Genomic DNA, 24191 nt, shown 5'->3' on the forward strand with positions numbered 1-24191 from the left:
ATGGGTTTAAAAGCGTATTTAGAAAAAATTGAGCCGGATTTCGAGCCGGGTGGTAAGCATGAAAAATGGTACGCGCTTTACGAAGCTGCAGCGACCATCTTTTATACGCCAGGTAAAGTAAACAAAGCTAACACGCACGTGCGTGACAGCATTGACCTTAAGCGCATCATGATCATGGTATGGATGGCAACATTCCCAGCTATGTTCTTTGGTATGTATAACATTGGTTTCCAAGCGCAAGAAGCTATTGCTGCTGGCGCAGGAACGCTGCCTGACACATGGCAAGCAGGTCTATTCGCTGCCCTTGGCGGTGACTTGGCAAATGCGGGAACACTAGGTCTATTCTTCTATGGCGCATGTTTCTGGCTGCCAATCTACGCGGTAACGTTCGCGGTAGGTGGTTTCTGGGAAGTATTGTTCGCGTCTGTGCGCAAGCACGAAGTTAACGAAGGATTCTTCGTTACATCGGTACTGTTCGCACTAACACTTCCAGCTACTATTCCTCTATGGCAAGTTGCACTAGGTATTACCTTTGGTGTTGTAATTGCTAAAGAAGTATTCGGTGGTACAGGTCGTAACTTCCTTAACCCAGCATTGTCTGGTCGTGCATTCCTTTACTTTGCGTATCCTGCACAAATTTCAGGTGACCAAGTATGGGTAGCGGCAGATGGCTATTCTGGTGCAACGTCTCTAAGCCAAGCGGCTTCTGGCAACCTTGATTACGCGAACATGGATCAGTGGATGAACAGCTTCATCGGTACTATCTCAGGTTCAGCGGGTGAGGTGTCTACCCTTGCTATTATTCTTGGTGGCTTGTTCATCATGTACATGCGTATAGCAAGCTGGCGCATTGTTGCTGGTGTAGCAATTGGTGTTGCCTTCTTCGCAACTTTGCTAAACCTAATTGGCAGCGATACTAACCCTATGTTTGCAATGCCTGCACATTGGCACTTTGTTGTTGGTGGTCTTGCTTTTGGTATGTTCTTTATGGCGACAGACCCAGTTTCTGCGTCGTTCACTAACCAAGGTAAGTGGGCTTACGGTATCTTCATTGGTTTCATGACGGTACTAATCCGCGTCCTAAACCCAGCCTTCCCCGAAGGTGTAATGCTAGCAATTCTATTTGCTAACTTGTGGGCGCCACTGTTCGACTATTTCGTCGCACAAAGCAATATCAAGCGGAGGGTAGCACGTGTCGGCTAAGAAAGAATCTTTAGGCAAAACGGTAGGTATTGTTGTTGCCGTATGTTTAGTTTGTTCAATTGTTGTTTCTGGCGCGGCTGTTGGCCTTCGCTCTTTACAACAAACAAACGCAGCTCTAGATAAAAAGAGCAACATTCTTAATGCTGCAGGCCTTTATGAAATGGGCATGAGCAATAGCGCAATTGAAAGCACGTACAGCGAGCGAGTAGAACAGCGTTTTGTTAATCTTGACGAAGGTACTTTCGTAGAAGCGCCTAAGCCAGATTACGACATGTATAAAGCAGCCAAAGAAACTGAGTACAGCACAAAGGTAACTAACAGCAATGTTGGTTTCCAGCGCCGCCCTAACGTGGCAAGTGTTTACTTAGTTCGCGACGACGCAGGTGATGTTTCTCGTATCATCCTTCCTGTTCACGGCAGCGGCCTTTGGGATCTTATGTACGGTTTCTTAGCGGTAGACGCAGACGGCCAAACGGTTCGCGAGCTTATTTACTATCAGCAAAAAGAAACGCCAGGACTAGGTGGTGAAGTGCAAAACCCTGCTTGGCAGGACAAATGGGACGGCAAAGAGCTTTACGAGAATGGCGAAGTTGCTATTCGCGTAGTGAAAAATGCTAACCCTAGCAATCCTCACACTATCGATGCGCTTTCAGGTGCAACCCTAACCAGCAACGGTGTTGAAAACACTATTCGTTACTGGGTAGGCGAGCAAGGCTTCGGCCAGTTCCTGAAGAACCAAGCATGGCGTTCATAAGGGAAGTCTCATGGCAGATACTAAAGAAATGAAAAAGGCCCTCTTTGGGCCAATCCTGGACAATAACCCGATCGCCCTACAGGTATTGGGTATCTGTTCAGCACTGGCAATTACCACTAAGCTGGAAACAGCATTGGTAATGTCGCTAGCGCTTACAAGCGTTGTAGCGTTCTCAAACTTGTTTATTTCACTAATTCGTAACCAGATCCCATCTAGCGTTCGAATTATTATCCAGATGACCATTATTGCGTCGTTGGTAATCGTTGTTGACCAAATTCTGAAAGCGTATTCGTATGAAATATCGAAGCAGCTGTCGGTATTCGTTGGTCTTATTATTACTAACTGTATCGTAATGGGTCGTGCTGAAGCCTACGCCATGAAGAGCCCACCTCTGATGAGCTTCCTTGATGGTATTGGTAACGGCTTGGGTTACTCTTTCATTCTAATTGTTATTGGTACAATTAAAGAGCTATTTGGTTTCGGTACTATTTTAGGTTTCGAAATCCTTCCACTGGTTCAAAACGGTGGCTGGTATCAGGGTAACGGTTTGTTAATCCTACCATTCAGCTCATTCTTCTTAATCGGCGGTATGATTTGGGTTATCCGTACCATCCGTCCTGAGCAAGTAGAGCCTAAGGAGTAAGTCATGGAACATTATTTGTCGTTATTTGTTCGCTCAATTTTCGTTGAGAACATGGCGTTATCACTTTTCTTAGGTATGTGTACCTTCCTTGCGGTATCTAAGAAAGTTAAAACTGCTATGGGTCTTGGTGTTGCTGTTATCGTGGTACTAGGTATCTCGGTTCCGGTTAACCAAATTATTTATGTAAACATTCTTGCTCCAGGCGCATTAGCATGGGCAGGTTTCCCTGAAGCTGACTTAAGCTTCCTTAACTTCCTAACCTTTATCGGTGTTATTGCGGCATTGGTACAGATCCTAGAGATGAGCTTAGATAAGTTCTTCCCTGCGCTTTATAACGCACTAGGTATCTTCCTTCCGCTTATTACCGTTAACTGTGCAATCTTCGGTGGTGTAGCGTTCGCAGTACAGCGTGAATATAACCTGACCGAAAGTGTTGTTTACGGCGTAGGAAGTGGTATTGGCTGGGCAATAGCAATCGTGTTGCTTGCGGCAGTACGTGAAAAGCTTAAGTATGCTGATATGCCAGATGGTGTTCGTGGTCTAGGTTCTGTATTTATGATCGCGGGTCTAATGGCACTAGGCTTCCAGTCATTCACTGGTATTCAGCTGTAAGAAAGCTCGGGAGCATATAAATGAATAATGTAGAAATATATCTAGGCGTAGGCATGTTCATTGCCATCGTTCTAGCGCTGGTATTTATTATCATGTTTGCCAAGTCTAAATTGGTACCAAGCGGTGATGTTACTATCACTATCAACGGTGACCCAGACAAAGCAATCAAAACAGAGCCAGGTGGTAAGCTACTTGGTGCTCTAGCTGATGCGGGATACTTCGTATCTTCTGCGTGTGGTGGCGGTGGCTCATGTGGTCAGTGTCGTGTAGACGTACACTCAGGTGGTGGTGAAATTCTTCCAACTGAACTAGACCACATCACTAAAGGTGAAGCACGCGAAGGCTGCCGTCTTTCATGTCAGGTTGCTATTAAGCAAGACATGGAAATTGAGCTGGAAGAGTCGGTATTTGGTGTTAAGAAATGGGATTGTGAAGTTATCTCTAACGATAACAAAGCAACTTTCATCAAAGAACTTAAGCTTAAAATTCCTAACGGTGAAAGCGTACCTTTCCGTGCAGGTGGTTATATTCAGATTGAAGCGCCAGCGCACCACGTTAAGTACAAAGAGTTCGATATTCCTGAAGAATATCGCGGTGACTGGGAGCGTTTTGGCTTCTTCGACATCGAGTCTAAAGTAGACGAAGAAACGATTCGTGCGTACTCAATGGCGAACTACCCAGAAGAAGAAGGCATTATTATGTTGAACGTGCGTATCGCTACGCCGCCACCTAATAACCTAAGCCTGCCTGCGGGTAAAATGTCATCGTACATTTGGAGCCTGAAAGAAGGTGACAAAGCGACTATCTCTGGTCCATTCGGTGAATTCTTCGCGAAAGAAACTGAAAACGAAATGGTATTCGTAGGTGGTGGTGCTGGTATGGCCCCAATGCGTTCACACATCTTCGATCAGCTTCGTCGCCTTAAGTCTAAGCGTAAGATGAGCTTCTGGTACGGTGCACGTTCACTTCGTGAAATGTTCTACACAGAAGACTTTGACGAGCTAGCAGCAGAAAACGATAACTTCGAGTGGCACGTAGCACTTTCTGATCCTCAACCAGAGGACAACTGGGAAGGTTACACAGGGTTCATTCACCAAGTACTTCTAGAGAATTACTTGAAAGATCACCCTGCACCAGAAGACTGTGAGTTCTACATGTGTGGACCACCTATGATGAACGCGGCCGTAATCAACATGCTTAAAGATCTAGGTGTTGAGGACGAAAACATCATGCTAGATGACTTCGGTGGCTAAGCTACCAAGCTAACAAGCAATTTAAAAAAAAGGGGCGAAAGCCCCTTTTTTGTTTAAGCTTAACGCAATAACGTACATAGAAGCTTTACAGCTTTGTACATGTAAGTAAGGACAACAATGTGATTCGTTTTGGTATTCGAATTTTTCTCGCTTTTGTTGCTATTGGTATTCTTGTACTAGCAAGCTGCAGTGACGAAAAAACGCCTGTAGTGCACCTTCAAGGACAGACTATGGGAACAACCTACAATGTGAAATACCTTGTAGCTGAAACGCCAGTAGAAGGCTTACAAGCTGAAATAGATGCTCGCCTTGTTGACGTTAACAAGATGATGTCGACCTACGACCCAACGTCAGAGCTCTCACGCTTTAATCAATATCGCTATACCGATAATTTTGCTGTGTCGCCCGATACCCTTACCGTGGTAAACGAAGCTTTGCGATTGGCTAATCTTAGTGGTGGTGTACTTGATGTTACCGTTGGTCCATTGGTTAATTTGTGGGGGTTTGGCCCGACTAAGCGCCCTGAAAAAGTACCAAGTCAGACAGACATCGACGATATCCGTGAATATGTGGGCTATAAGAAACTATCAACTACACCAACAGGCTTAAAGAAAAGTCACCCAATGCTTTATGTCGACCTGTCGACTATTGCAAAAGGTTTTGGCGTTGATGAAGTGGCAGAGATCCTTGAAAAGCACAACATTGAAAACTACCTTGTTGAAATAGGTGGTGAAATGCGTGTGAAAGGTGAACGAGGCGACGGCAGTGAATGGCTTATCGCTATTGAAAAGCCAGTTACCACTGAACGTGCTGTTCAAAAAGTTGTCTCAATAGGAGAAAACGCGGTTGCTACATCAGGTGACTATCGCAACTATTACGAAGAAGACGGCGTTCGTTATTCGCACCTAATCGACCCTACAACGGGCAAACCTATCTCACACAACTTGGTTTCTGTAACCGTTGTTCACTCCTCATCTATGACGTCAGATGGTTTAGCTACGGCATTTAATGTGATGGGATGGGAACAAGCAATAACGGTTGCTGAGCAAGAACAACTCGCTGTATTCCTCATTCGTCGCACAGATGACGGATTTGAAGAGTATGCATCGCCAGAATTTGATAAACTGGTCACAGTTCATAATTAGGGGGTAGCGATGTCTACATTCATTCTTGCTTTTGGTTTCTTTCTAACAATGGTACTGGCTATGGCCGTAGGTTACCTTTTTCAGAAAAAATCAATCTCTGGAAGCTGTGGTGGCTTAGGTGCACTAGGTATTGAAAAAGCCTGTGACTGTCCAGAACCGTGTGACCGTAAAAAGTCGCGCATGGAAAAAGAAGAAGCCCGCCAGAAAAAACTAAACGAGTGGAAGCAGAACCAAATTTTGTAATGCTTAATCTCTCGTTGGCTTAAGTTATAAAAGCGCTGTTTGATACTCATCGACAGCGCTTTTTTGTATCTGATAGATGGAGATTTTACGTCGAATCTGAACAGCTAACCTAATGTAACTTGTCGGGGATGCTTCATGGGCGACACCACTTAAAGGGAGCGTTATCTTTACGAACAAGCCATGAACAGGCGTTAATATTTTAGCACTTTGTTAGCTCTACCCATATTTCGTTGCTCCACATTTGTATTTAGGTTAAATTTACATCTCATAAAATTCTAATATAAACAATAAAACATCAAGGAAGAGTTATGACACGCAGTGTACGCCTCGGGACCTTCAGTATAATCGCGTTATCCCTAGCCGCATGTGGAGGCGGAGGTTCGGACTCTGATGTGTCGGATAACGGAGGCTCCACTCCGGTTTCTTCATCATCAATCATCAAAAACGCTAAAGACTACACTCCATCGCGCCTCAACACTGCAGCAAAGGCAATTGCAAACGCCCAATACCAAGGCGAAACAGTCAATGCGGAAGTGGACATAGAGCTGGTCCAAGAAGCGTTCAATTTATTGTTTAATGATTCAGTTATGACAGTCCCAGAACTGGCAGAACAGGACTTTTCTGATGATGTGAACGGCGGAACGATTAAAAACACGTATGCCTGTGATCAAGGTGGTAGTGTTGCTTATGACGGCAAAGTATCCGATACCTTGACAGGTACCATCGCCATGAATTACCAAAATTGTTGGTTGTATAGCAATGGCGTTGCTATTTCTGGGTCGACGGCTATTGCCATTGAAAGCGTGTCAGATAGCGCTGCGAAATACAGTATGTATTTCGACAGTCTGACATGGACTATCGAAGGTGTACCCTATACTTTGTCTGGCGTCGTCTCAATCGATGAGGGCTTCAACGAAGCTAACAGTAGCTATTACGTAGATACCAGTCAACATGTCGCGTTCACTATAGGCGCAGAGCAATATAAATTAACGGGGAATTACGACATATCCTATTCGCCCAATGAAAGCCTTAACCATGCTGAATTAGACTTCTATGTTGGCTCTAAAGGTAAACTAGCTGTCGAAGCAGAGGCCCCTGAGTATTTATGGCCATACATGTACGATGGCGAAGTAGTAGTAGCGGGTGATAAAACTGCAACCTTACTTTTCGAACAAAGCACTATTCGTTATTTAGAAGATACAGATAACGACGGTACCTACGACCTAGGTACATTTATAATTGATGGCCATGATTTAATTAGTGGTAACCTTGCAGACAGATCACTTGTCGCTATTGCTGACATGTCCATGCCACCCACAGTCTATGCACCTGATTTTTATACCTGGGACAACGTGGACACGACGACACCCATTACTGTTAGCCCTGGTTATTATAATGATAGCGATACAGATTACGAAGATTTATCTGTCAGTTATCGCTGGTATCTCAACGGTGTTTTAGTAGAAGACGTTACTGGAGATACCTTTCCAGCCTACCGCGCTGTATTTAACGATGTGGTAGAAGTGTCAATGGTCGTCTCTGATAGCGCTAACACTGTAGAGTCAGGTCGCACTTCAATCACTCTTGCGGATGCACCGGCACAAGTAGCGTTCGAAAACTTACCTGAATCGGTGTCTCCTGGCGAATATATCGAATTTAGTGCAATTGTGTCTGACCCTGATCTTGGCGACAATCAAGGGGTTCCGACCTTAGTGTCAGCGCCTTCAGGCGCTACCATTAACGAAGATGGATTGATTTCTTGGCAAGCGCCGAGTAATCAGTTGTTTAAAACCCAACTTTACGAATTTGGTTTTTCAACGGGTGAAGAAGGTGCCGAAGTAGTCAAAACTGATGTCTCAGTGACTAATAATGACGTTCAAGAGTTAGCTCGCTCGGGTATTGAAGTGCCTAAACTGAACAATTCAATGGTAGTGGGTGATTTCGACCACGACGGTGACAATGAAGTTCTCTCCACCGATTCTGCAAATCGCGTATTTTTACTGTCTTATCAAAACGGCATCTACAACCAAACTTGGATGTACCCCTATAAAATCGAGCAAGGTGGAACAGTAAAACAAGTCCTCAGTACCGATTTTGATAACGACGATTACCCCGATATTCTAGTGATATCTGAACACGGCGTATCCGTTGTTACCGACATTGACGAAACGGCAACAACGCTTTTAACTACCGACAACTACATACATAGTGCCGTTCTCGGTGACATAGATAATGATGGTGACGATGAATTGGCCTACCTATACTCACCACGTGATTACGGCGAAGCCAGTGATATTGTGGTGGTAGACCTTAGTTCGCCCGAAACACCTTTATTTACGTTTACCGCCGAAGATACCTATGAAATTGCTCTGGGTAATGTAGATTCCGACACTCAGTTAGAGCTAGTTACTAATTCTGGTTTGGTCTATGACCTTGATTCTGGTGAAAACCAGTGGTTTCTGAACTCAGGATTTGGTAGTCATCACATTGCCGTTGCCGATATAAATGGCGACGGTATTGATGAAATTGTAGGAGCTGACAGTTGGTCTTACATCTATTTGTACTCAGCACAAGACAAGTCTCAAATTACGAGTGTTGAGAATTTTAATACTTGCGACATTAGCGCAGGAAAACTGACTGACGATAGTGATCCTGTATTGCTTGTAGGGGACTGCCAATGGGGCAATGTCCACGCCATGAAGCTGTCTAGTAACACGCTCACTTCAGTATTTAGCGTTGATATGGTTGATCATGGTTCGACCTCGCTGACCCTTGGCGATGCCGACAATGATGGCCTTAACGAACTGTTATGGGGCACCGGTACTACACATTCTGGTGAAAATTTACTCGTAACGGCAGATGTCACAGCCACTTCTGCAACAATAAAAACGTCGGCAACCACACATCAACTAGATAGCTTTAGTGCGGCTGGGTGGGCAGATTTGTACCCTGGTGACGAACGTGCTGTTTTCTTCGTGCCAAGCACGGGTAGTGGTTATGACGGCTCTAAGGTCTTACTAATGGAGAACACAGGGAATTACATTACTAGTGAAGAGATTTCTTCTAACTGGGATAACTCTAGTGTTGCTGTAACTACCGATTACAACAATGACGGTGCTGGTGATTTATTCCTACCTAGTGCAGAAACCTATGATGGCGCATTCGCTGCAATGCGATTAAATGATTTCTCTATTCAATATGAGATTACAGGCGATTATTCAAATGATGTTTCAGTTATCAAGGCATTCGACTTCAATAACGATGGTTTCGATGATGCAGTGTATGTTGATGGTCGCACATTAAAAGCGGTCGACGTGAATAATCAAGTTATGTTGGCCACTTACACCATGCCTCAATATTTCCGTGATTTTGATATTGCCGCGATCAATGGCAATGTGTACGTGGCGCTTTCTCAAGGCGACGACATTACGCAATTACTCAAACCAACAACATCAGGTTTCTCTATTCAGGCAAGCGCCGATATTTCTTGCGCGCGCCTTACCTTTATTAATGCTGATAGTGACGCTGCCGCTGAACTGGCCTGTTATAATCAGAACCAATCTCTAGTTATGTATGATGTAGCTGACACCAGCTTGACCAAGACATCGGAAGTTTCGATAAATAAGGTTATTGTAGACATGGTAGCCAATCCAGCAACCGCTACTGAACAGACACTTCTTGTGACAACGGCGCATGACAATGATTGGAGTTACTACGGTGCTTCTGAACTCAGCGAAATGACGGTTGAAGGCATCAGTATTTGGAAAAGCCCTGCGTTGATTGGTCCGGCCCGCAGCCACTCTCTACACGCGAGAAAGTCTGCTGAGGGAAGCCTAGAAGTGATGATGGCAACATCTCGGGTAATGTATTGGTTAGGCAGAGTGAATTAAGTAAAACTGCTGGGCAATTTTGATACTTGTTTTGGCGTTTACATAATTGAGCGGCGACACATCAATGTTGGTGTGTCGCCGCTTTTTGTTTAGTACTTTTATTCTGGAAACGTTCTGTAAAAAAACACGCGTTTTAACTTAAGCCATTCATGCAAAAGAGTGAGGACCAATCAATCTCGTTAATTATCAAAACGAGGTAGTGTAATTAAACGCTATTGATAATATACTGTCTTTTTATACAGTTTTGTGTGAGCACGTTAAGAACAAAGGCAGGTAATGCGAAAAATTATCCACGTTGACATGGATTGTTTTTACGCCGCAGTAGAAATGCGCGATAACCCAGCCTTGCGCGATATTCCCATTGCTATTGGCGGCAGTGCCGACAGACGCGGTGTTATCTCTACCTGTAATTATCCCGCCCGAAAATTTGGTGTACGCTCGGCTATGGCTACCGCGTATGCGTTAAAACTATGTCCCAATCTTACTTTAGTGAAAGGCCGCATGGAGGTGTATGCCGCTGAGTCGCAAAAAATACGTAAAATTTTTGCAGACTATACCGACCTTATTGAACCCCTATCATTAGATGAAGCTTATTTGGACGTTACTAACAGTGAGTTTTGTGGTGGTAGCGCTACGTTAATAGCTGAAGAAATACGTGCACGCATTGAAAGCGAGTTAGGTCTTACCGCTTCAGCAGGGGTCGCGCCCTGCAAATTCGTGGCAAAAGTAGCCAGCGATGAAAACAAGCCTAACGGTATTTGCGTGATCACGCCTGATAAACTTGATGAGTTTGTACGGGAGATGCCGCTAAAGAAAATTCCAGGCGTGGGCAAAGTTACCATGCAAAAGCTTCAGCGCATGGGGCTGAATACGTGTAACGACGTTCGCCAGTATCCTTTTGAGCGCATTCAAAAAGAGCTGGGCAAATTCGGTAGTGTGCTATGGGAACGGGCTCATGGCATCGATGAGCGCGAGTTGTCAGTATCTCGAGAGCGCAAGTCTATAGGCGTAGAGCGCACGCTAAGTGAAGATATACACACTATCGAGCAATGCATCGACTTCTTGCCCCATTTGTTTGAAAAGCTTCAGGAGCGAATGGAAAACCATAAGAAGCGGACGGGCAAGCCTGTGCGTATTCGCACACAAGGCGTAAAGCTTAAGTTTAACGACTTTCAGCTGACCACGGTTGAACACCGCAGCGCAGCGCTTGATGAAGCTTATTTTCGTACATTAATGCAGGAAGCTTTTGAACGCGCAACAGGGCGTGGCATCCGTCTTGTAGGCGTGCATATAGGCCTCGCCGCCGACCAATCAACACAACAGCTGGTTTTGCCTTTTGAGCCAATTTAATTAACACTAGCGCCTTATTCTCTGACGCAACATTTATCTCGAAGGTCACTATGGACTCAAAACAACTTAAAACCCCCGGCCGTTACAAGCATTATAAAGGCAATTTATACGATGTTTACGAAGTGGCCACCCACTCAGAAGACGAAAGCAAGCTTGTGGTATATCGGCCGTGTTATGGCGAAAAGGCGTTATGGGTTCGCCCTCTGGATATGTTTTTAGAGTCAGTAGAAAAAGACGGAAAGACACTCCCTCGTTTTGCTTATGTGGGTGATATCCCTAATGACGAAAAAATGATCTAATTGTGAAATTAGGTCATAGTGTAAAAGGTCTTATTTAAACAGGCTTCTTACAAGGAAATAATAATGAAAACTGCCCCTCGTTTTAGTGCACCTATAATGGCTGCGCTCATTGCAGCTAGCCCTTTATTCTATTCAACAATTAACCCTGCAAATGCACAAGACAGGTTCGCCGATGTTGAAGTAAAGGCAACCGCGATAAAAGGCTCTGTGCACATGCTTACAGGCGCAGGTGGAAATATTGGCGTATCAGCTGGGGAAGATGGTGTTCTTATCATCGACGATCAATTTGCGCCATTGGCTGAAAAAATAGCGGCTCAGCTTGGCGAACTAGGCAGTGATAAGCCTAAATATGTGATAAATACTCATTATCACGGCGATCACACAGGCTCTAATGCATTTTTCCACAGCCATAAAGGCGCGACCATTCTGGCCCATGAAAATGTACGCGTACGCTTAGCTAACGATGAAAAGATAAAACCGGAAGCCCTGCCAACCATTACCTATGAAGATGGCATTAAAATTTACTTTAATGGTGAGACCTTACATGTAATGCATTTAGCGGTAGGTCACACTGATGGCGATAGCGTAGTGTGGTTTGAGCAACCCAACGTCATGCACACGGGCGACTTATTCTTCAATGGTCGTTTTCCCTACATTGACCAAGGTGCAGGTGGCAATGTAGAAGGCTACATGGAATCGGTAGAGCAGTTGCTAGCGAAAATAGATGACGAGACCATTATCATTCCGGGCCACGGCGAAATCAGCAACAAGCAAGAATACACCGCATTTTTAGCTATGATCAGCGAAACCTTTGACTACGTTAAGAAACTCAAGCAAGACGGCAAAACCCTTGATGAAGTAAAAGCGATGGGCCTAGATGAAAAGTGGGCCGACTGGAGCTGGAATTTCATCAATGAAGAGAAGTGGATAGCTACACTCTACAAAGACGCCTAGCAAAAAATAACAGTGGGGTCAGAGTCAGGACTCTGACCCCCAATAAAATAAGGTGCATTGTAAAACGCACTTTATCAGTGACTAATCACTAAACGTTTGAATATAGAGCTGCTCTACTTTATCTCGCGCCCACTGGGTCTTTCTAAGAAACTTAAGCGACGACTTAATTGAAGGGTCGTTATTAAAGCAGTTCACCTTTATGCGGTAGTACAATCCGTCCCAGCCGTAGCGCTCATGAAGCTGCGTTACGATTTTCTCTAGCGTTAAGCCGTGAAGCGGGTTATTGGGTTGTTGGTTCATATGTTGGAGCTGCTCTGTCTTAGTTTGAGTTATAAGTTTATCACGAACTTACAAGGTTATGGCGTCAGAGTCATTACTCTGACCCCATAACTTTTTGATGCCATACTAAGCGCTAGTCTTCGCTGCCTGTTGCTTTGTTAGTTGCTCTGAATTAAGCACAGGTAATCCCTTATTGGAAGACTCAGTCTTTAACTGCTTTGGCTTTCTCGGGGTTTTGTACAGCGGCCAAATTAGTTGTTCTTTCCAGTCGGCGTAAAACATACCCTCAATACCGTATTGCGCAGGATATTGCCTTGTTATCTTAGCGGTACCAAATAATACATCCCAAAAGAACAATAGGTTGCCGTAATTACCTTTGTAATTGGTCACGCCGTCATCTGCTTTTAATCCATGATGCGCACTATGTGTAGAAGGCGTTGATATGGTGCGCTCAACCACCCAAGCAATAGGGTGTAACCAAGGTATACTGTACAGTACTTTGTCCCACTTCCACTCTGCATGAGCGCCAGTTATCACAGTAAGCTTAACCACTAAATAAAAGGCGTAGGTCCAGCCCAATCCCATATAGATTAGCGCGCCAGAAAACCATAATGACGGCATAAATAAGTAATAGAAGAAGTTGTTTCTGTAGATAATACGAACACTCATGTATTTAGCGTTATGGTGGGCTCTATGTAAGTTGTAGAGAAACCGGGTTGAGTGTGAAAGCCTGTGCCACCAGTATTGCATCATGTCATCAAATATTAAAAGCAGCGCTAAGTGCAAGAGAATAGAGGAATCTGCAAGTACTCCCTGAAATTGGGGGAATGCTAACCCCATTATTGCGGCAGAGCAAAAGAGAACCAGAGGTTGTGTTACGGTAAATAATAGTAACGTACCGATAAGCTCTACTTTTCCATCATCGCTGACTTCCGTAGCTTTTTTAAATAGCTTACCGCTCTTGGCTTCCAGCAAAGCAAACGTAACAAAAACGGCCAAAATTGCCCATTGATAGCTCATAGTAATTACTCCCACACACGATTGTTGAGTGTGAATTTACATTGCGTTAACATTGCAGAATATATACTTATATAGATTTAATGAGCATGTCTTACATTCACGGTATACAGCAGACGGTTATGCCTGATGATTATCTCGATATTTGTATACCCTTTGGAAAGGTAAAAACCTATGCAGCGACCTCGACTATTCACGATAGAGGAAGCAAAAACAAAGGGTTGTCTATTGTTATGTCTGGAGAAGTTAAAATAGGTAATTATGGACTAGACGGCAGTTATCAAATTACCACCATACTGCAACGCGGAGATACGTTTGGAGAATTTACGCTATATGCTTCACTTGCCAGAACCCACCACGCACAAGCGCTAACGCAATGTAAGATACTACAGGTCCCTGAACCTGCTTTTCGTTCTCTTATAAACCAGCATCCTGTAATCTCTGACTTTATTTCTCGATCACTCGCAATAAAGCTTCACGCGGCGCTAGAAAGGCTAGATGATATTCGACGTTTACCCACTTATGTTCAGTTGGCTAAGTTGATTTACCAGTCATATTTGACGACACAAAGTGACGTTATACCCCTGCGGCAAAGCGATTATGCAGAGAGGTTGGGAGTAACAGTACTTACCGCACATAAGTCGCTAACTAAGTTGTATGACTTGCAACTTATAGAGAAACGATATGGAGGAATAGCTATCACCAATGTTGAGCGCCTTAAGAATTTTCTAAAAGACAGTTCGTCTATATTACCTTTGTAGGGGGCTTTTAGTACTCACTCAAAAATTATAACGACCTACTGCAGGTGTTATCTGAACAAAACACATTAAGTGTTCCCCCGGTTGATTAGGTTTTTATCAAGGCTTTAGCCCGTCTAAAATAATGTGCTGAATGTTACTAAGCGTGCTATCAAAGAAGTTGGGCTCGCTTAAATCTTTGCCGGTGACCGCTTTAATTTGCACGCTGAAATCTGCGTAGTGCTGCGTAATAGCCCAAATGCTAAAAATTAGGTGTATGGGGTCAACAGGTTTTAACTTACCCGCTTTTATCCACTCGTTAATGACAGCGCTTTTTGCATCGAGTAAGGCCTTTAGCGGCGTTTCTAATTCCTGTATTAGAAGAGGAGCACCCTGTACCACTTCCATACAAAAAAGTTTAGATTCGGCCGGATTGTCCCGGGACATTTCAAGTTTTACTTTTATGTATTCACTCAAGGTGGCTATGGGTTCCTGTTCTGCAGAAAAGCTTTGTAGCGGCGTTAGCCATACATCTAATAGGTGAGTGATTACCGATAAGTAAAGGCCATCTTTGCTTTTAAAGTAATACAGTAAATTACTCTTTGATACATTCGCTAATTCCGATACTTGTTCTACGGTTGTGCCGCTTACACCGTTTTTTGAAAACAGAGAAAGGGCAGCATCCATAATGCGGTTACGCTTTTCTTGAAGCGCCTTTTCTCTTCGTTTCTGGGTAGTAGGGCTAAATGCTCTTGCTGTTTTTGTATTTAATTGGTCTTCAGATTTACTCACTACTCAATTCTTCTTAACCGGATTTCTGCAATCTGGCGCATAGTTTACGCGCAGTTTTCTAACCTATAAACCCATTTGCACAAATATGCACCAATTAAGTTCAGTTGCACTGGACTGGATGTTCCAAATTGAACCAATAGGTCTAATTTCAAAGTTAAAGATATTTAAGTTATTGAAATTTAAGTGTTTAATAAATTGGCCTGCTTTGTGCTGTTCACTATGTATACCGCCACTTCAATGTTTTGAATTCGGCAACCTTAAAAAAAGCGGGGTAAACCGCTTAAAACGCAGACAAGCAGAGGGAACAACATGGATATAGGTGTATTTATTCCGATTGGTAACAACGGCTGGTTAATTTCTAAAAATTCGCCTCAGTTCAAACCATCGTTCGATCTCAACAAAGAGATTGTAATGAAGGCAGAAAAGTACGATATGGACTTCGCGCTCTCTATGATCAAGTTGCGCGGTTTTGGCGGTGAAACAGAGTTTTGGGACTACAACTTAGAGTCGTTTACCTTGATGGCTGGTCTTGCCGCTGTTACTTCAAAAATACAACTGTATGCCACAGCTGCAACGTTGGTCTTGCCACCAGCGATCATGGCACGCATGGCAAGTACTATCGATTCTATTTCTAACGGACGTTTTGGGGTCAACCTGGTTACTGGCTGGCAACGCCCTGAATATTCGCAAATGGGCATGTGGCCGGGCGATGAATTTTTCGGTAACCGCTACGAATATTTAGATGAATACATCAAAGTTGTGAAAGAGCTTTGGGAAACAGGGAAAAGTGATTTTAAAGGCGAGCATTTCCAAATGGATGACTGCCGCATGCTACCTAAACCACAGCGTAAAATACCGCTTATTTGTGCTGGGCAAAGTGCCGCGGGCATGGATTTCTCGGCCCGTCACGCCGACTATAACTTCTGTTTTGGTAAAGGTGTGAATACACCTACCGCATTTGCGCCTACCGCTGCGCGCTTGACCGAAGCCGCTGAAAAGCAAGGTCGCAGCGTTGGCTCCGCGGTACTTATCATGATCATTGCTGATGAAACCGACGAAGCAGCGATGGCTAAATGGGAAAGCTATAAAGACGGTAAAGATCAGTCAGCGTTAGATTGGATGGCAACGCAAGGCGCGGCAGACAAAAAGTCAGGCAAAGACACCAACATTCGCGACATGACCAATCCAACCTCAGCGGTAAACCTGAATATGGGTACCCTTGTTGGCTCTTATGAATCAGTCGCTTCTATGCTTGATGAAATAGCCACAGTGCCAGGCTGTGAAGGTGTGTTGCTGACCTTTGATGACTTCCTTAAAGGCATGGACGATTTTGGCACTAAAATTCAGCCGCTAATGAAATCACGCCAGCACTTGCTTAGTACATCGGGAGCCGCCTAATGTCAGCCGGTGAAATATTTGAAGTGTCAGGGTGCTTTCAAGCGCGCCAAACAGGGCAGCCCGTACTACCAGCTAAGCCTGAACCGTTAACGTTAAACCCTGCGGAAACTGCCGTAATTGTGGTGGATTTGCAAAATGCTTATGCCAGTAAAAATGGTTACTTAGACAAAGCGGGTTTTGACGTTTCCACCACGGCACCAGTCATTGAGAATACCGTTAAGGTACTGGAAACCGCACGGGCAGCTGGTATGCCGGTGGTGTTTTTACAAAATGGATGGGATGCCGACTATAAAGAGGCGGGCGGCCCAGGTTCGCCGAATTGGTACAAATCTAATGCCCTTAAAACTATGCGTAAACAACCAGAGCTAAAGGGCTGTTTGCTTGCCAAGGGGACATGGGATTACGCGCTTGTCGATGCCCTAAAGCCTCAGGATGGCGACATCGTTATTCCGAAAACCCGTTACAGCGGTTTTTACAATACTAATTTAGACAGCATGCTGCGCGCACGTGGTATTCGCAACTTAGTGTTTACAGGCATTGCAACTAATGTGTGTGTTGAATCTACGCTGCGCGATGGCTTTCACCTGGAATATTTTGGTGTTGTGCTGGCTGATGCGGCATATCAAGCTGGCCCGCCAGATATTCACGAGGCCTCACTTTTCAACATTCAGACGTTTTTCGGGTGGGTGTCTACCACCGCGCAGTTCTGTGAAGTGTTTGAAGAGGCGAGTTAGGCGTTTCTTCTTAGCTTCAAATAGCTACACAGACAAAAACAACGCGATAAATCAGTTTACACGATTTGAAATAAACCATTTATAGGCGCCAGGCAGCAATGCATAGAAAGCGCAATGAAAAGGATAAGAACATGCCGAAGAAAGCCATTATTCCAGCGGGTACGTCAACGCCAATAGCCCCTTTTGTTCCGGGCTCCATGGCTGACAATATTCTCTATGTGTCAGGCACTTTGCCGTTTGATGAAAACAATGATGTGGTGCATGTAGGTGATGCTGAAGCGCAGACTCGCCATGTGTTAGAAACCATAAAAAGTGTAATTGAAGAGGCGGGTGGCACTATGGATGACGTCACCTTCAACTCAATTTTTATTACCGATTGGGACGACTATGCCGCGGTAAACAAGGTTTACGCCGAATACTTCCCAGGCGAAAAGCCTGCTCGCTACTGCATTAAAGTTGGGCTGGTAAAGCCTGAAGCCTTAATTGAAATTGCCTCTACAGCACACATTGGGTAAGCGGTTATGTTTGGACTTCCCATTAATTGTGCTCATTGGTTTTATATAGGTGAGCTTTATGCCTTCTGATACGCAGGCAAGCTACGCCCACATGAGCGGCAAAATGCAGGGCGAAATACGCAGCGAAATGTACGGCAAGACACATTACGAAATACATGGTCTGACGTCGACCGACGCGCCAACGGTTGTTTTCAGCTCAGGGCTAGGCGGGGCTGCTAAGTTTTGGCAGCCTCAACTGGCTGACTTTACCCCAGGCTACCGAGTGATAACTTACGACCAGCTTGGAACCAACAAAAGTGTGGGTGATTTACCAGCGAACTACAGTATTTCTGATATGGCCAATGAACTGGCCGCTTTGCTGAAAAAACTAGAAGTACAGCAATGCCATTTTGTTGGGCATGCACTTGGAGGGCTGGTGGGCTTAGAACTCGGTTTAACTCAGCCCAGCCTTCTGCAAAGCCTAGTGCTAGTGAACGCATGGAGTAGCCCCAATCCGCACACTCTGCGCTGCTTTGACATACGCAAAGCCTTACTCGCTGCGGATAGAAAAGATATGTACCTACAACTGCAAGCACTGCTGCTATTTCCACCTGATTGGATAGCTGCTAATGCCCAGCATTTAGACGATGAAGAGGCACATTTACTCAACAATTTTCCGGATGTAGATAACTTGCTAGCTCGTATCGGCGCGCTAAGTGCGTTCGATATCGATGACAAGCTAGCAAATATCACTACACCAACATTAGCGCTGGCAAATAAAGACGACACTTTGGTTCCATGGCAGCGCTCGAAAATACTAGCTGATGCCATGCCTAACGCAGAGCTATCGGTAATGGAATATGGCGGTCATGCATCAAGCATTACCGAGCCTGAGGAATTTAATAAATTGGTATGGGATTACTTAGCGCGCATAGCTTAATCGGCTAACCCAATACCTAGACGGCTAAAACAGTACTTAACAATCTTTAAAAACTGGAAAGAATTTGAAATGACGGTATCAGAAAAAGCTGAATATGAAATAAAGGCCCCCATTAGCGAAAGTGGTCTAGCTCAGTTATTTAGCGGTGCTCATACGCACACTACATGGCTCGATAAAAAGATAGATGAAGCGGTACTAAAGCAGCTTTATGACTTGGTGAAAGTAGGCTCGACATCAGCAAATTGCAGTCCTGCGAGATTTGTTTTTATAACCTCAGATGAAGGGCGAGAAAAACTCAAGCCTTGTCTTTCAAGCGGTAACGTAGAGCAAACCATGACCGCACCTTGCACGGTTATCGTAGCTTTCGACGAAGAATTCTATGAAGAACTACCTACGTTATTTCCTTATGCGGATGCGAAAAGCTGGTTTACTTCAAGCCCTGAAGCCGCTTATGAAACCGCGATGCGAAACAGTTCCATGCAGGGCGCTTATTTAATTAGCGCCGCGCGCGCACTCGGTCTTGATGCCGGTGCCATGTCTGGCTTTAACCCCAAATTACTTAACGACACATTCTTTTCCGATAGCACGTGGAAGGTGAACTTCTTACTTAACATTGGTTATGGCGATGGAAAGAAAGTGCACAAACGTTTGCCTCGCTTAAGTTTCGAGCAAGCTTGTCAAATATTGTAACGCCAACACAAAGGATATTTGTATGACTATTACAGCAATAAAAAACGCAGTAACAGAAGTGCTTCCCCCGGTTACGCCTGAGCAATACCGTGAAGGCATGTCTAGCTTAGCGGCAGCGGTAAACGTCGTTACAACGACTGGCCCAGAAGGGCGCGCTGGCTTTACAGCAACGGCAGTGTGCAGCGTAAGCGACAGCCCAGCAACTTTGCTGGTGTGTTTAAACCGCAGCGCTTCTGTGCATAAGGTATTTAAGAACAGCACGCATCTGGTTATTAACACGCTAACCTCGCAGCATCAGTCAATTTCAAACACCTTCGGTGGTAAAGCGCCTATGAGTGAACGCTTCGAAATTGGCGAATGGGGCGAGTCAGCAACTGGCTGCCCTCAACTACTCGATGCCGCAGTCAGTTTTGATTGCGTGATCATAGATGTAAAAAGTGTTGCTACACACGATGTGCTTTTTTGCCAAGTAGTAGACATTAAACAAGACCAAGACGCCGACGCACTTTTATATTACCAGCGCGGATATCACAGCGCGTGCAAAGACGCATAACTGAAGGATTAGATACCCAATGAAAGTAGTAGGCCACTTTATTAATGGTGAAACCTGTACCCCAAAAGGGCGTATGCAAGATGTGTATAACCCAGCAACGGGCGAAGCAGAGAAGCTGGTTTTACTGGCATCGAAGGCTACCGTAAACGAAGCCATTGTTAACGCGCACCAAGCTTTTCCACAATGGCGAAACACGCCGGTAAGCAAGCGGGCTCGCGTTATGTTTAGGTTCAAAAGCTTACTTGAAGAGCATGCTGATGAAATTATCGCGCTAATTGGCACCGAGCACGGAAAAATAAGCCATGACGCGGCAGGCGAACTACAGCGAGGTATCGAGAACGTAGAATTTGCCTGTGGCGCGCCGCAGTTGCTTAAAGGTGAACACAGTAAAAATGTGGGCCCAAGTATAGATTCATGGAGCGAGTTTCAGCCCCTTGGTGTGGTGGCAGGGATTACCCCATTTAACTTTCCGGCTATGGTGCCGCTTTGGATGTTTCCGCTCGCCATTGTATGCGGTAACACCTTTGTTTTAAAACCATCAGAACGAGACCCAAGCTGCGCTATTTTCCTAGCAAAGCTACTTAAAGAAGCTGGGTTACCCGACGGTGTTTTCAATGTAATCAATGGTGATAAAGAAGCGGTTGATCAAATACTCGATGACGAGCGCATCAAAGCAGTAAGTTTTGTAGGCTCAACGCCTATCGCCGAATACATCTATTCAAAAGCCAATGCTAGCGGCAAGCGTTGCCAAGCACTAGGCGGGGCTAAAAATCACGCCATTGTTATGCCTGACGCTGACGTTGATAACGCGGTTAATCAACTGTTAGGCGCAGCCTTTGGTTCATCGGGCGAGCGCTGTATGGCGCTCTCTGTGGTGGTTGCCGTGGGCGACAAGATAGCCGATGAGATTGTAGATAAAATGCAGTTGGCGATGAAAGACTTAAAAGTGGGGGCATTTGACGATGCATCTAATGATTTTGGCCCGCTTATTACACAGCAGCATAAAGAGAAAGTAGAAGGCTTCATAACAAGTGCAGCTGAGCAAGGCGCTAAAGTAGTCGTTGACGGGCGAAGCCCAACAGTCGAGGGGTATGAAACTGGCTTTTTCTTAGGTGCTACGCTCATCGATAAAGTCACGGCTGAAATGACAAGTTATAAGGCTGAAATTTTTGGCCCGGTATTACAGGTAATGCGCGTTGAAAGTATGGAGCAAGCCATGCAGCTTATTGACGAGCATGAATACGGCAACGGCACCTGCATTTTCACCCGCGATGGTGAAGCTGCCCGTTATTTCTCCGACAATATTCAGGTGGGCATGGTAGGCATAAACGTACCGCTGCCTGTACCTGTTTCTTATCACAGCTTTGGTGGTTGGAAGCGCTCACTCTTTGGCGACCTTCATGCATACGGACCTGACGGCGTGCGTTTTTATACTAAACGCAAAACTATTACCCAACGTTGGCCCTCAAGTGGTGTTAGAGAAGGAGTCAGCTTTTCATTTCCTAGTTAACTAACAAGTTAATAAAAACTACATGCTGCCGGTGCATTAATGCCTTTAGCTAAAAACGGCAAATGTTCACTGGCGGTGGGTAGTAAAAGCTATGCCATTAATTATAACAATTTAAACCCGCAAACCTTTGGCAGTTACTCTCCAGTCCTGCTTTAGGTTTGCACCCCAGTGGCAATCGATAAGCAGTTCACGTCGACAGTTACTCTTATAAAAATATCGGGACAACACCGCCGCAAGGCTTGTTAAAAAGAACTATAAACGAGAGTAAAACATGCATACGTTAAACACACACAAGCGTCTGCTGGCGTTAACCGTTGGGATGGCGTTAAGTACGCCAGCGGCCTTTGCTGCAGAGAATGTTTGGGAAAGTATTGAAGTTACCGCGCAAAAGCGCAACGAGAATATAAGCGATGTGGGTATCGCTATTACCGCTTTTTCGGGGGAGCAGCTAGAGGCGCTTGGTCTTGAAAGCAGTACCGAGCTTATTGCGTTTACCCCAGGCGTGTCGTTAGCCGGGGATATTGGTGGGCAGCGCGCTATTTTTAATATTCGAGGTGTGGTACAGAACGACTACGCTGACTTGGCGGAAGCGCCGGTGGCGGTCTACGTGGACGGCGGATATTTAGCAAGTACCCAAGCCCAAACCTTTGGCTTATTCGACGTAGCTCGTATAGAAATTTTAAAAGGTCCGCAGGGAACATTATTTGGCCGAAACGCTACGGGTGGGCTGGTAAATACCGTTACCGCAAAACCTACCGCCGACACCGAAGGTTATGCGGAATTTACCGCAGCCCGTTTCGAACAATATCGTTTTGAAGGAGCAATATCCGGGGAAATAGCAGACGGCATTTATGGTCGCTTTTCTGGGTTTACCAATCAGCAAGGTGAAATACTTGAAAATATTTACGAAGACGGTGCAGCACCCGATACGCGCTTGGGTTCAGTAGGCGGCGGAGAGGACGGCTATAACGACGATACTAAAGCGTTTCGTGCTCAGCTAATGTTTGATATTGGCGAGGAGGGCACCTTACTTGTAAGCGGTAACTGGTCTGATACCACCAAAAGTGAAGGCCCGTATCAGGTGGTGAATACCACAGAAGTGAAAGATGCCGCGGGCAATGTGATAGATGTCATTTTCGCTGCTGACGATCCTCTAGGCTGTGACACTATCCAAGCGGGTGTTTGTGTAGATGGTAATTTCAATGGCGACCCATTCCGTCCAGTGCAAGGTGGTGACTTCAACGGCAACTTTGACCCTGACGGTTCGGGCAATAAGGTAAATAAAGACTTCGCCTTTGACGATCAAAACAAAATCAAGTCAAAAGGCTTAGCGGCAACACTAGACTATGCCTTCGAAAGCTTCGATTTTTTTGCAATGTCAGACTATAAAGAATTCAAGCGTACCGTTGGTCTAGATTCTGACCAAACGGCGTCTCCTGAACTTATCTTCCAGTCAAATAGCACCATTGAACAGTTTAGCCAAGAGTTTCGCTTTTCAGGTGAAACTGCCGACTTAAAGTGGGTTGGAGGGCTTTATTACCTTTCTATCGACACTGATTACAGTCAAGGCTTAGCGGGCTCACCCACCACCTTTTTCTTAGGCGGTGAAGAAAATAATACCTTAGTGGCCCTTGAAACCGAGTCATACTCTGTATTTGGGCAAGTCGACTATAGCTTGACTGACGACCTTGTTCTGGTTGGTGGCTTACGCTATACCCGTGAAGACAAAGACTTTGTGGGTAATGTTTATCAGAACGAGAACACCGACGACCGAGTTATTGAGATTGACACCAGCACGTCTTCTTTAGAAATGCTTTCGCAAAGCAACGACCAAAATTTATGGTCTGCAAAGCTTCAGTTGGAATATAGTATTGGCAATAGTTTGTACTACGCGGGAATTAATCGTGGCGTTAAAGCAGGGAGTTTTAATGCGCCCTTATTCGGAGGGTTCAGTTTTTATGAGCCTGAAGAGCTAACCTCCTACGAAGCTGGCTTAAAGCACAGTTTTATGCAGGGAAGCGGCGTGTTTAATGCTAATGTCTTTTACTACGACTACAACGATTACCAGTCTTTTTCATGGGTAAATAATGCCGGAGTGGTAACGAATGAAGAAGCGTCGTTTAGTGGGGTAGAGCTTGAAGTATTTTTAACGCCAACAGACAGCTTAGATGTAATGGTTAACTTCTCTTATACCGATGCAGTGGTTGAAGATTTAGAAGTGGCGTCAGGTTACTTTGCTGATACAACGCCGCCGTTTACCCCTGAATACCAGGCGTCTGCTATGCTCAGGTATAATTGGGATGCGTTCGAAGGAAACATGGCGGCACAGCTATCAGCAAACTATCAATCTGAAACTTTTCACAATGCGCGTAATTTTACCGCTCATGAAATTGATAGCTATGCTATGGCCGATGCACGTTTAACTTGGGTTGATGGTCAAGACAAATGGAGCCTAGCCGCTTACGTAGATAATCTGTTTGATTCTGATCACGAGCTCATTGGCTTTGACGTTTCAGGATTTTACGGCACAAGCCAAATTTCCTACGCAAAACCTAGGACATATGGCGTGACTATTAGACGAAGTTTCTAGTTTGGTAAGCAAGGCGTTTTAGACACTTGGCTTAAAACTTAAATCTTACTCGAAAACGCCCTTACTCGAAAACGCCAGATATTTAGCTAACCTAGATACCGACATTCTAAA

The 24191-nt window shown here is 44.9% G+C and carries 23 protein-coding genes; 20 read left to right on the forward strand and 3 right to left on the reverse strand.

The genetic code is table 11. The annotated features are described in order from the left end of the window. The 11 genes from ACXACS_RS04760 to ACXACS_RS04810 all read left to right on the forward strand — a co-directional run bounded on the left by ACXACS_RS04760 (position 1) and on the right by ACXACS_RS04810 (position 12346). Complete coding sequence (locus tag ACXACS_RS04760) at positions 1 to 1203, forward strand: NADH:ubiquinone reductase (Na(+)-transporting) subunit B (RefSeq protein WP_474804667.1); 1203 nt, start codon at positions 1 to 3, stop codon at positions 1201 to 1203. Beyond that, entirely contained in the window at positions 1193 to 1957 is a 765-nt protein-coding gene (locus tag ACXACS_RS04765; protein ID WP_014950796.1) for a Na(+)-translocating NADH-quinone reductase subunit C, read from the forward strand. The genes ACXACS_RS04760 and ACXACS_RS04765 overlap by 11 nt, the downstream gene beginning before the upstream one ends. Positions 1958 to 1967: 10 nt before the next feature. Further along, positions 1968 to 2600 (forward strand): NADH:ubiquinone reductase (Na(+)-transporting) subunit D, encoded by a 633-nt coding sequence (locus ACXACS_RS04770; protein WP_015068139.1) that lies wholly within the window; start codon positions 1968 to 1970, stop codon positions 2598 to 2600. Between the two features lie 3 nt (positions 2601 to 2603). Further along, positions 2604 to 3212: an NADH:ubiquinone reductase (Na(+)-transporting) subunit E gene (nqrE, locus tag ACXACS_RS04775; RefSeq protein ID WP_015068138.1), complete on the forward strand. Its 609-nt coding sequence runs from the start codon at positions 2604 to 2606 to the stop codon at positions 3210 to 3212. A 20-nt stretch (positions 3213 to 3232) separates the two neighbouring features. Beyond that, positions 3233 to 4465: an NADH:ubiquinone reductase (Na(+)-transporting) subunit F gene (nqrF, locus tag ACXACS_RS04780; protein WP_179984639.1), complete on the forward strand. Its 1233-nt coding sequence runs from the start codon at positions 3233 to 3235 to the stop codon at positions 4463 to 4465. Between the two features lie 119 nt (positions 4466 to 4584). After that, entirely contained in the window at positions 4585 to 5610 is a 1026-nt protein-coding gene (locus ACXACS_RS04785; protein ID WP_474804672.1) for an FAD:protein FMN transferase, read from the forward strand. Positions 5611 to 5619: 9 nt separating this feature from the next. Beyond that, a complete protein-coding gene (gene nqrM, locus ACXACS_RS04790; protein ID WP_014950791.1) occupies positions 5620 to 5853 on the forward strand; it encodes a (Na+)-NQR maturation NqrM in 234 nt (77 codons plus the stop codon). 308 nt (positions 5854 to 6161) lie between these two features. Beyond that, positions 6162 to 9743, forward strand: a complete 3582-nt coding sequence (locus tag ACXACS_RS04795) for an FG-GAP repeat domain-containing protein (protein ID WP_474804677.1) — start codon at positions 6162 to 6164, stop codon at positions 9741 to 9743. A 276-nt stretch (positions 9744 to 10019) separates the two neighbouring features. Continuing rightward, a complete protein-coding gene (gene dinB / locus ACXACS_RS04800) occupies positions 10020 to 11093 on the forward strand; it encodes a DNA polymerase IV (protein WP_474804680.1) in 1074 nt (357 codons plus the stop codon). Positions 11094 to 11143: 50 nt separating this feature from the next. Continuing rightward, positions 11144 to 11392, forward strand: coding sequence for a DUF1653 domain-containing protein (locus ACXACS_RS04805; protein WP_025253968.1), 249 nt, complete (start codon positions 11144 to 11146; stop codon positions 11390 to 11392). 63 nt (positions 11393 to 11455) lie between these two features. Next, positions 11456 to 12346 (forward strand): MBL fold metallo-hydrolase, encoded by an 891-nt coding sequence (locus tag ACXACS_RS04810; protein ID WP_474804683.1) that lies wholly within the window; start codon positions 11456 to 11458, stop codon positions 12344 to 12346. 81 nt (positions 12347 to 12427) lie between these two features. Here ACXACS_RS04810 and ACXACS_RS04815 read toward each other — a convergent pair whose 3' ends face one another. Both ACXACS_RS04815 and ACXACS_RS04820 read right to left on the reverse strand, forming a co-directional pair. Continuing rightward, positions 12428 to 12646 (reverse strand): VF530 family protein, encoded by a 219-nt coding sequence (locus tag ACXACS_RS04815; RefSeq protein WP_071815992.1) that lies wholly within the window; start codon positions 12644 to 12646, stop codon positions 12428 to 12430. A 105-nt stretch (positions 12647 to 12751) separates the two neighbouring features. Further along, positions 12752 to 13645, reverse strand: a complete 894-nt coding sequence (locus tag ACXACS_RS04820; protein WP_474804686.1) for a sterol desaturase family protein — start codon at positions 13643 to 13645, stop codon at positions 12752 to 12754. 86 nt (positions 13646 to 13731) lie between these two features. On the opposite strand from ACXACS_RS04820, the gene ACXACS_RS04825 reads away from it, so the two are divergent. Then, positions 13732 to 14403, forward strand: a complete 672-nt coding sequence (locus ACXACS_RS04825) for a Crp/Fnr family transcriptional regulator (RefSeq protein ID WP_474804688.1) — start codon at positions 13732 to 13734, stop codon at positions 14401 to 14403. Between the two features lie 96 nt (positions 14404 to 14499). Here the strand turns inward: ACXACS_RS04825 and rutR are convergent, their stop codons facing one another. Next, a complete protein-coding gene (gene rutR, locus ACXACS_RS04830; RefSeq protein WP_474804690.1) occupies positions 14500 to 15171 on the reverse strand; it encodes an HTH-type transcriptional regulator RutR in 672 nt (223 codons plus the stop codon). A gap of 309 nt (positions 15172 to 15480) precedes the next feature. Between rutR and rutA the strand changes: the two genes are divergently transcribed. The 8 genes from rutA (at position 15481) to ACXACS_RS04870 (ending at position 24080) form a co-directional block, all read left to right on the forward strand. Then, a complete protein-coding gene (rutA, locus tag ACXACS_RS04835; protein ID WP_474804692.1) occupies positions 15481 to 16569 on the forward strand; it encodes a pyrimidine utilization protein A in 1089 nt (362 codons plus the stop codon). Next, on the forward strand, positions 16569 to 17303 hold the full coding sequence (rutB, locus tag ACXACS_RS04840; protein WP_474804694.1) for a pyrimidine utilization protein B: 735 nt from the start codon (positions 16569 to 16571) through the stop codon (positions 17301 to 17303). Before rutA ends, rutB begins: the two co-directional genes overlap by 1 nt. Positions 17304 to 17401: 98 nt before the next feature. Beyond that, positions 17402 to 17818 (forward strand): pyrimidine utilization protein C, encoded by a 417-nt coding sequence (gene rutC / locus ACXACS_RS04845; protein ID WP_474804697.1) that lies wholly within the window; start codon positions 17402 to 17404, stop codon positions 17816 to 17818. Positions 17819 to 17876: 58 nt separating this feature from the next. Next, positions 17877 to 18737 (forward strand): pyrimidine utilization protein D, encoded by an 861-nt coding sequence (gene rutD, locus ACXACS_RS04850; protein ID WP_474804699.1) that lies wholly within the window; start codon positions 17877 to 17879, stop codon positions 18735 to 18737. A gap of 69 nt (positions 18738 to 18806) precedes the next feature. Further along, positions 18807 to 19427 (forward strand): malonic semialdehyde reductase, encoded by a 621-nt coding sequence (locus ACXACS_RS04855; protein WP_474804701.1) that lies wholly within the window; start codon positions 18807 to 18809, stop codon positions 19425 to 19427. 22 nt (positions 19428 to 19449) lie between these two features. Next, positions 19450 to 19980: a flavin reductase gene (locus ACXACS_RS04860; RefSeq protein ID WP_474804704.1), complete on the forward strand. Its 531-nt coding sequence runs from the start codon at positions 19450 to 19452 to the stop codon at positions 19978 to 19980. A 19-nt stretch (positions 19981 to 19999) separates the two neighbouring features. Next, positions 20000 to 21490: a CoA-acylating methylmalonate-semialdehyde dehydrogenase gene (locus ACXACS_RS04865; protein ID WP_474804707.1), complete on the forward strand. Its 1491-nt coding sequence runs from the start codon at positions 20000 to 20002 to the stop codon at positions 21488 to 21490. A gap of 271 nt (positions 21491 to 21761) precedes the next feature. Beyond that, positions 21762 to 24080, forward strand: a complete 2319-nt coding sequence (locus tag ACXACS_RS04870; protein ID WP_474804710.1) for a TonB-dependent receptor — start codon at positions 21762 to 21764, stop codon at positions 24078 to 24080. The last annotated feature ends 111 nt before the right edge of the window (positions 24081 to 24191 follow it).

The organism is Alteromonas sp. AWM4_230 (assembly GCF_056158305.1).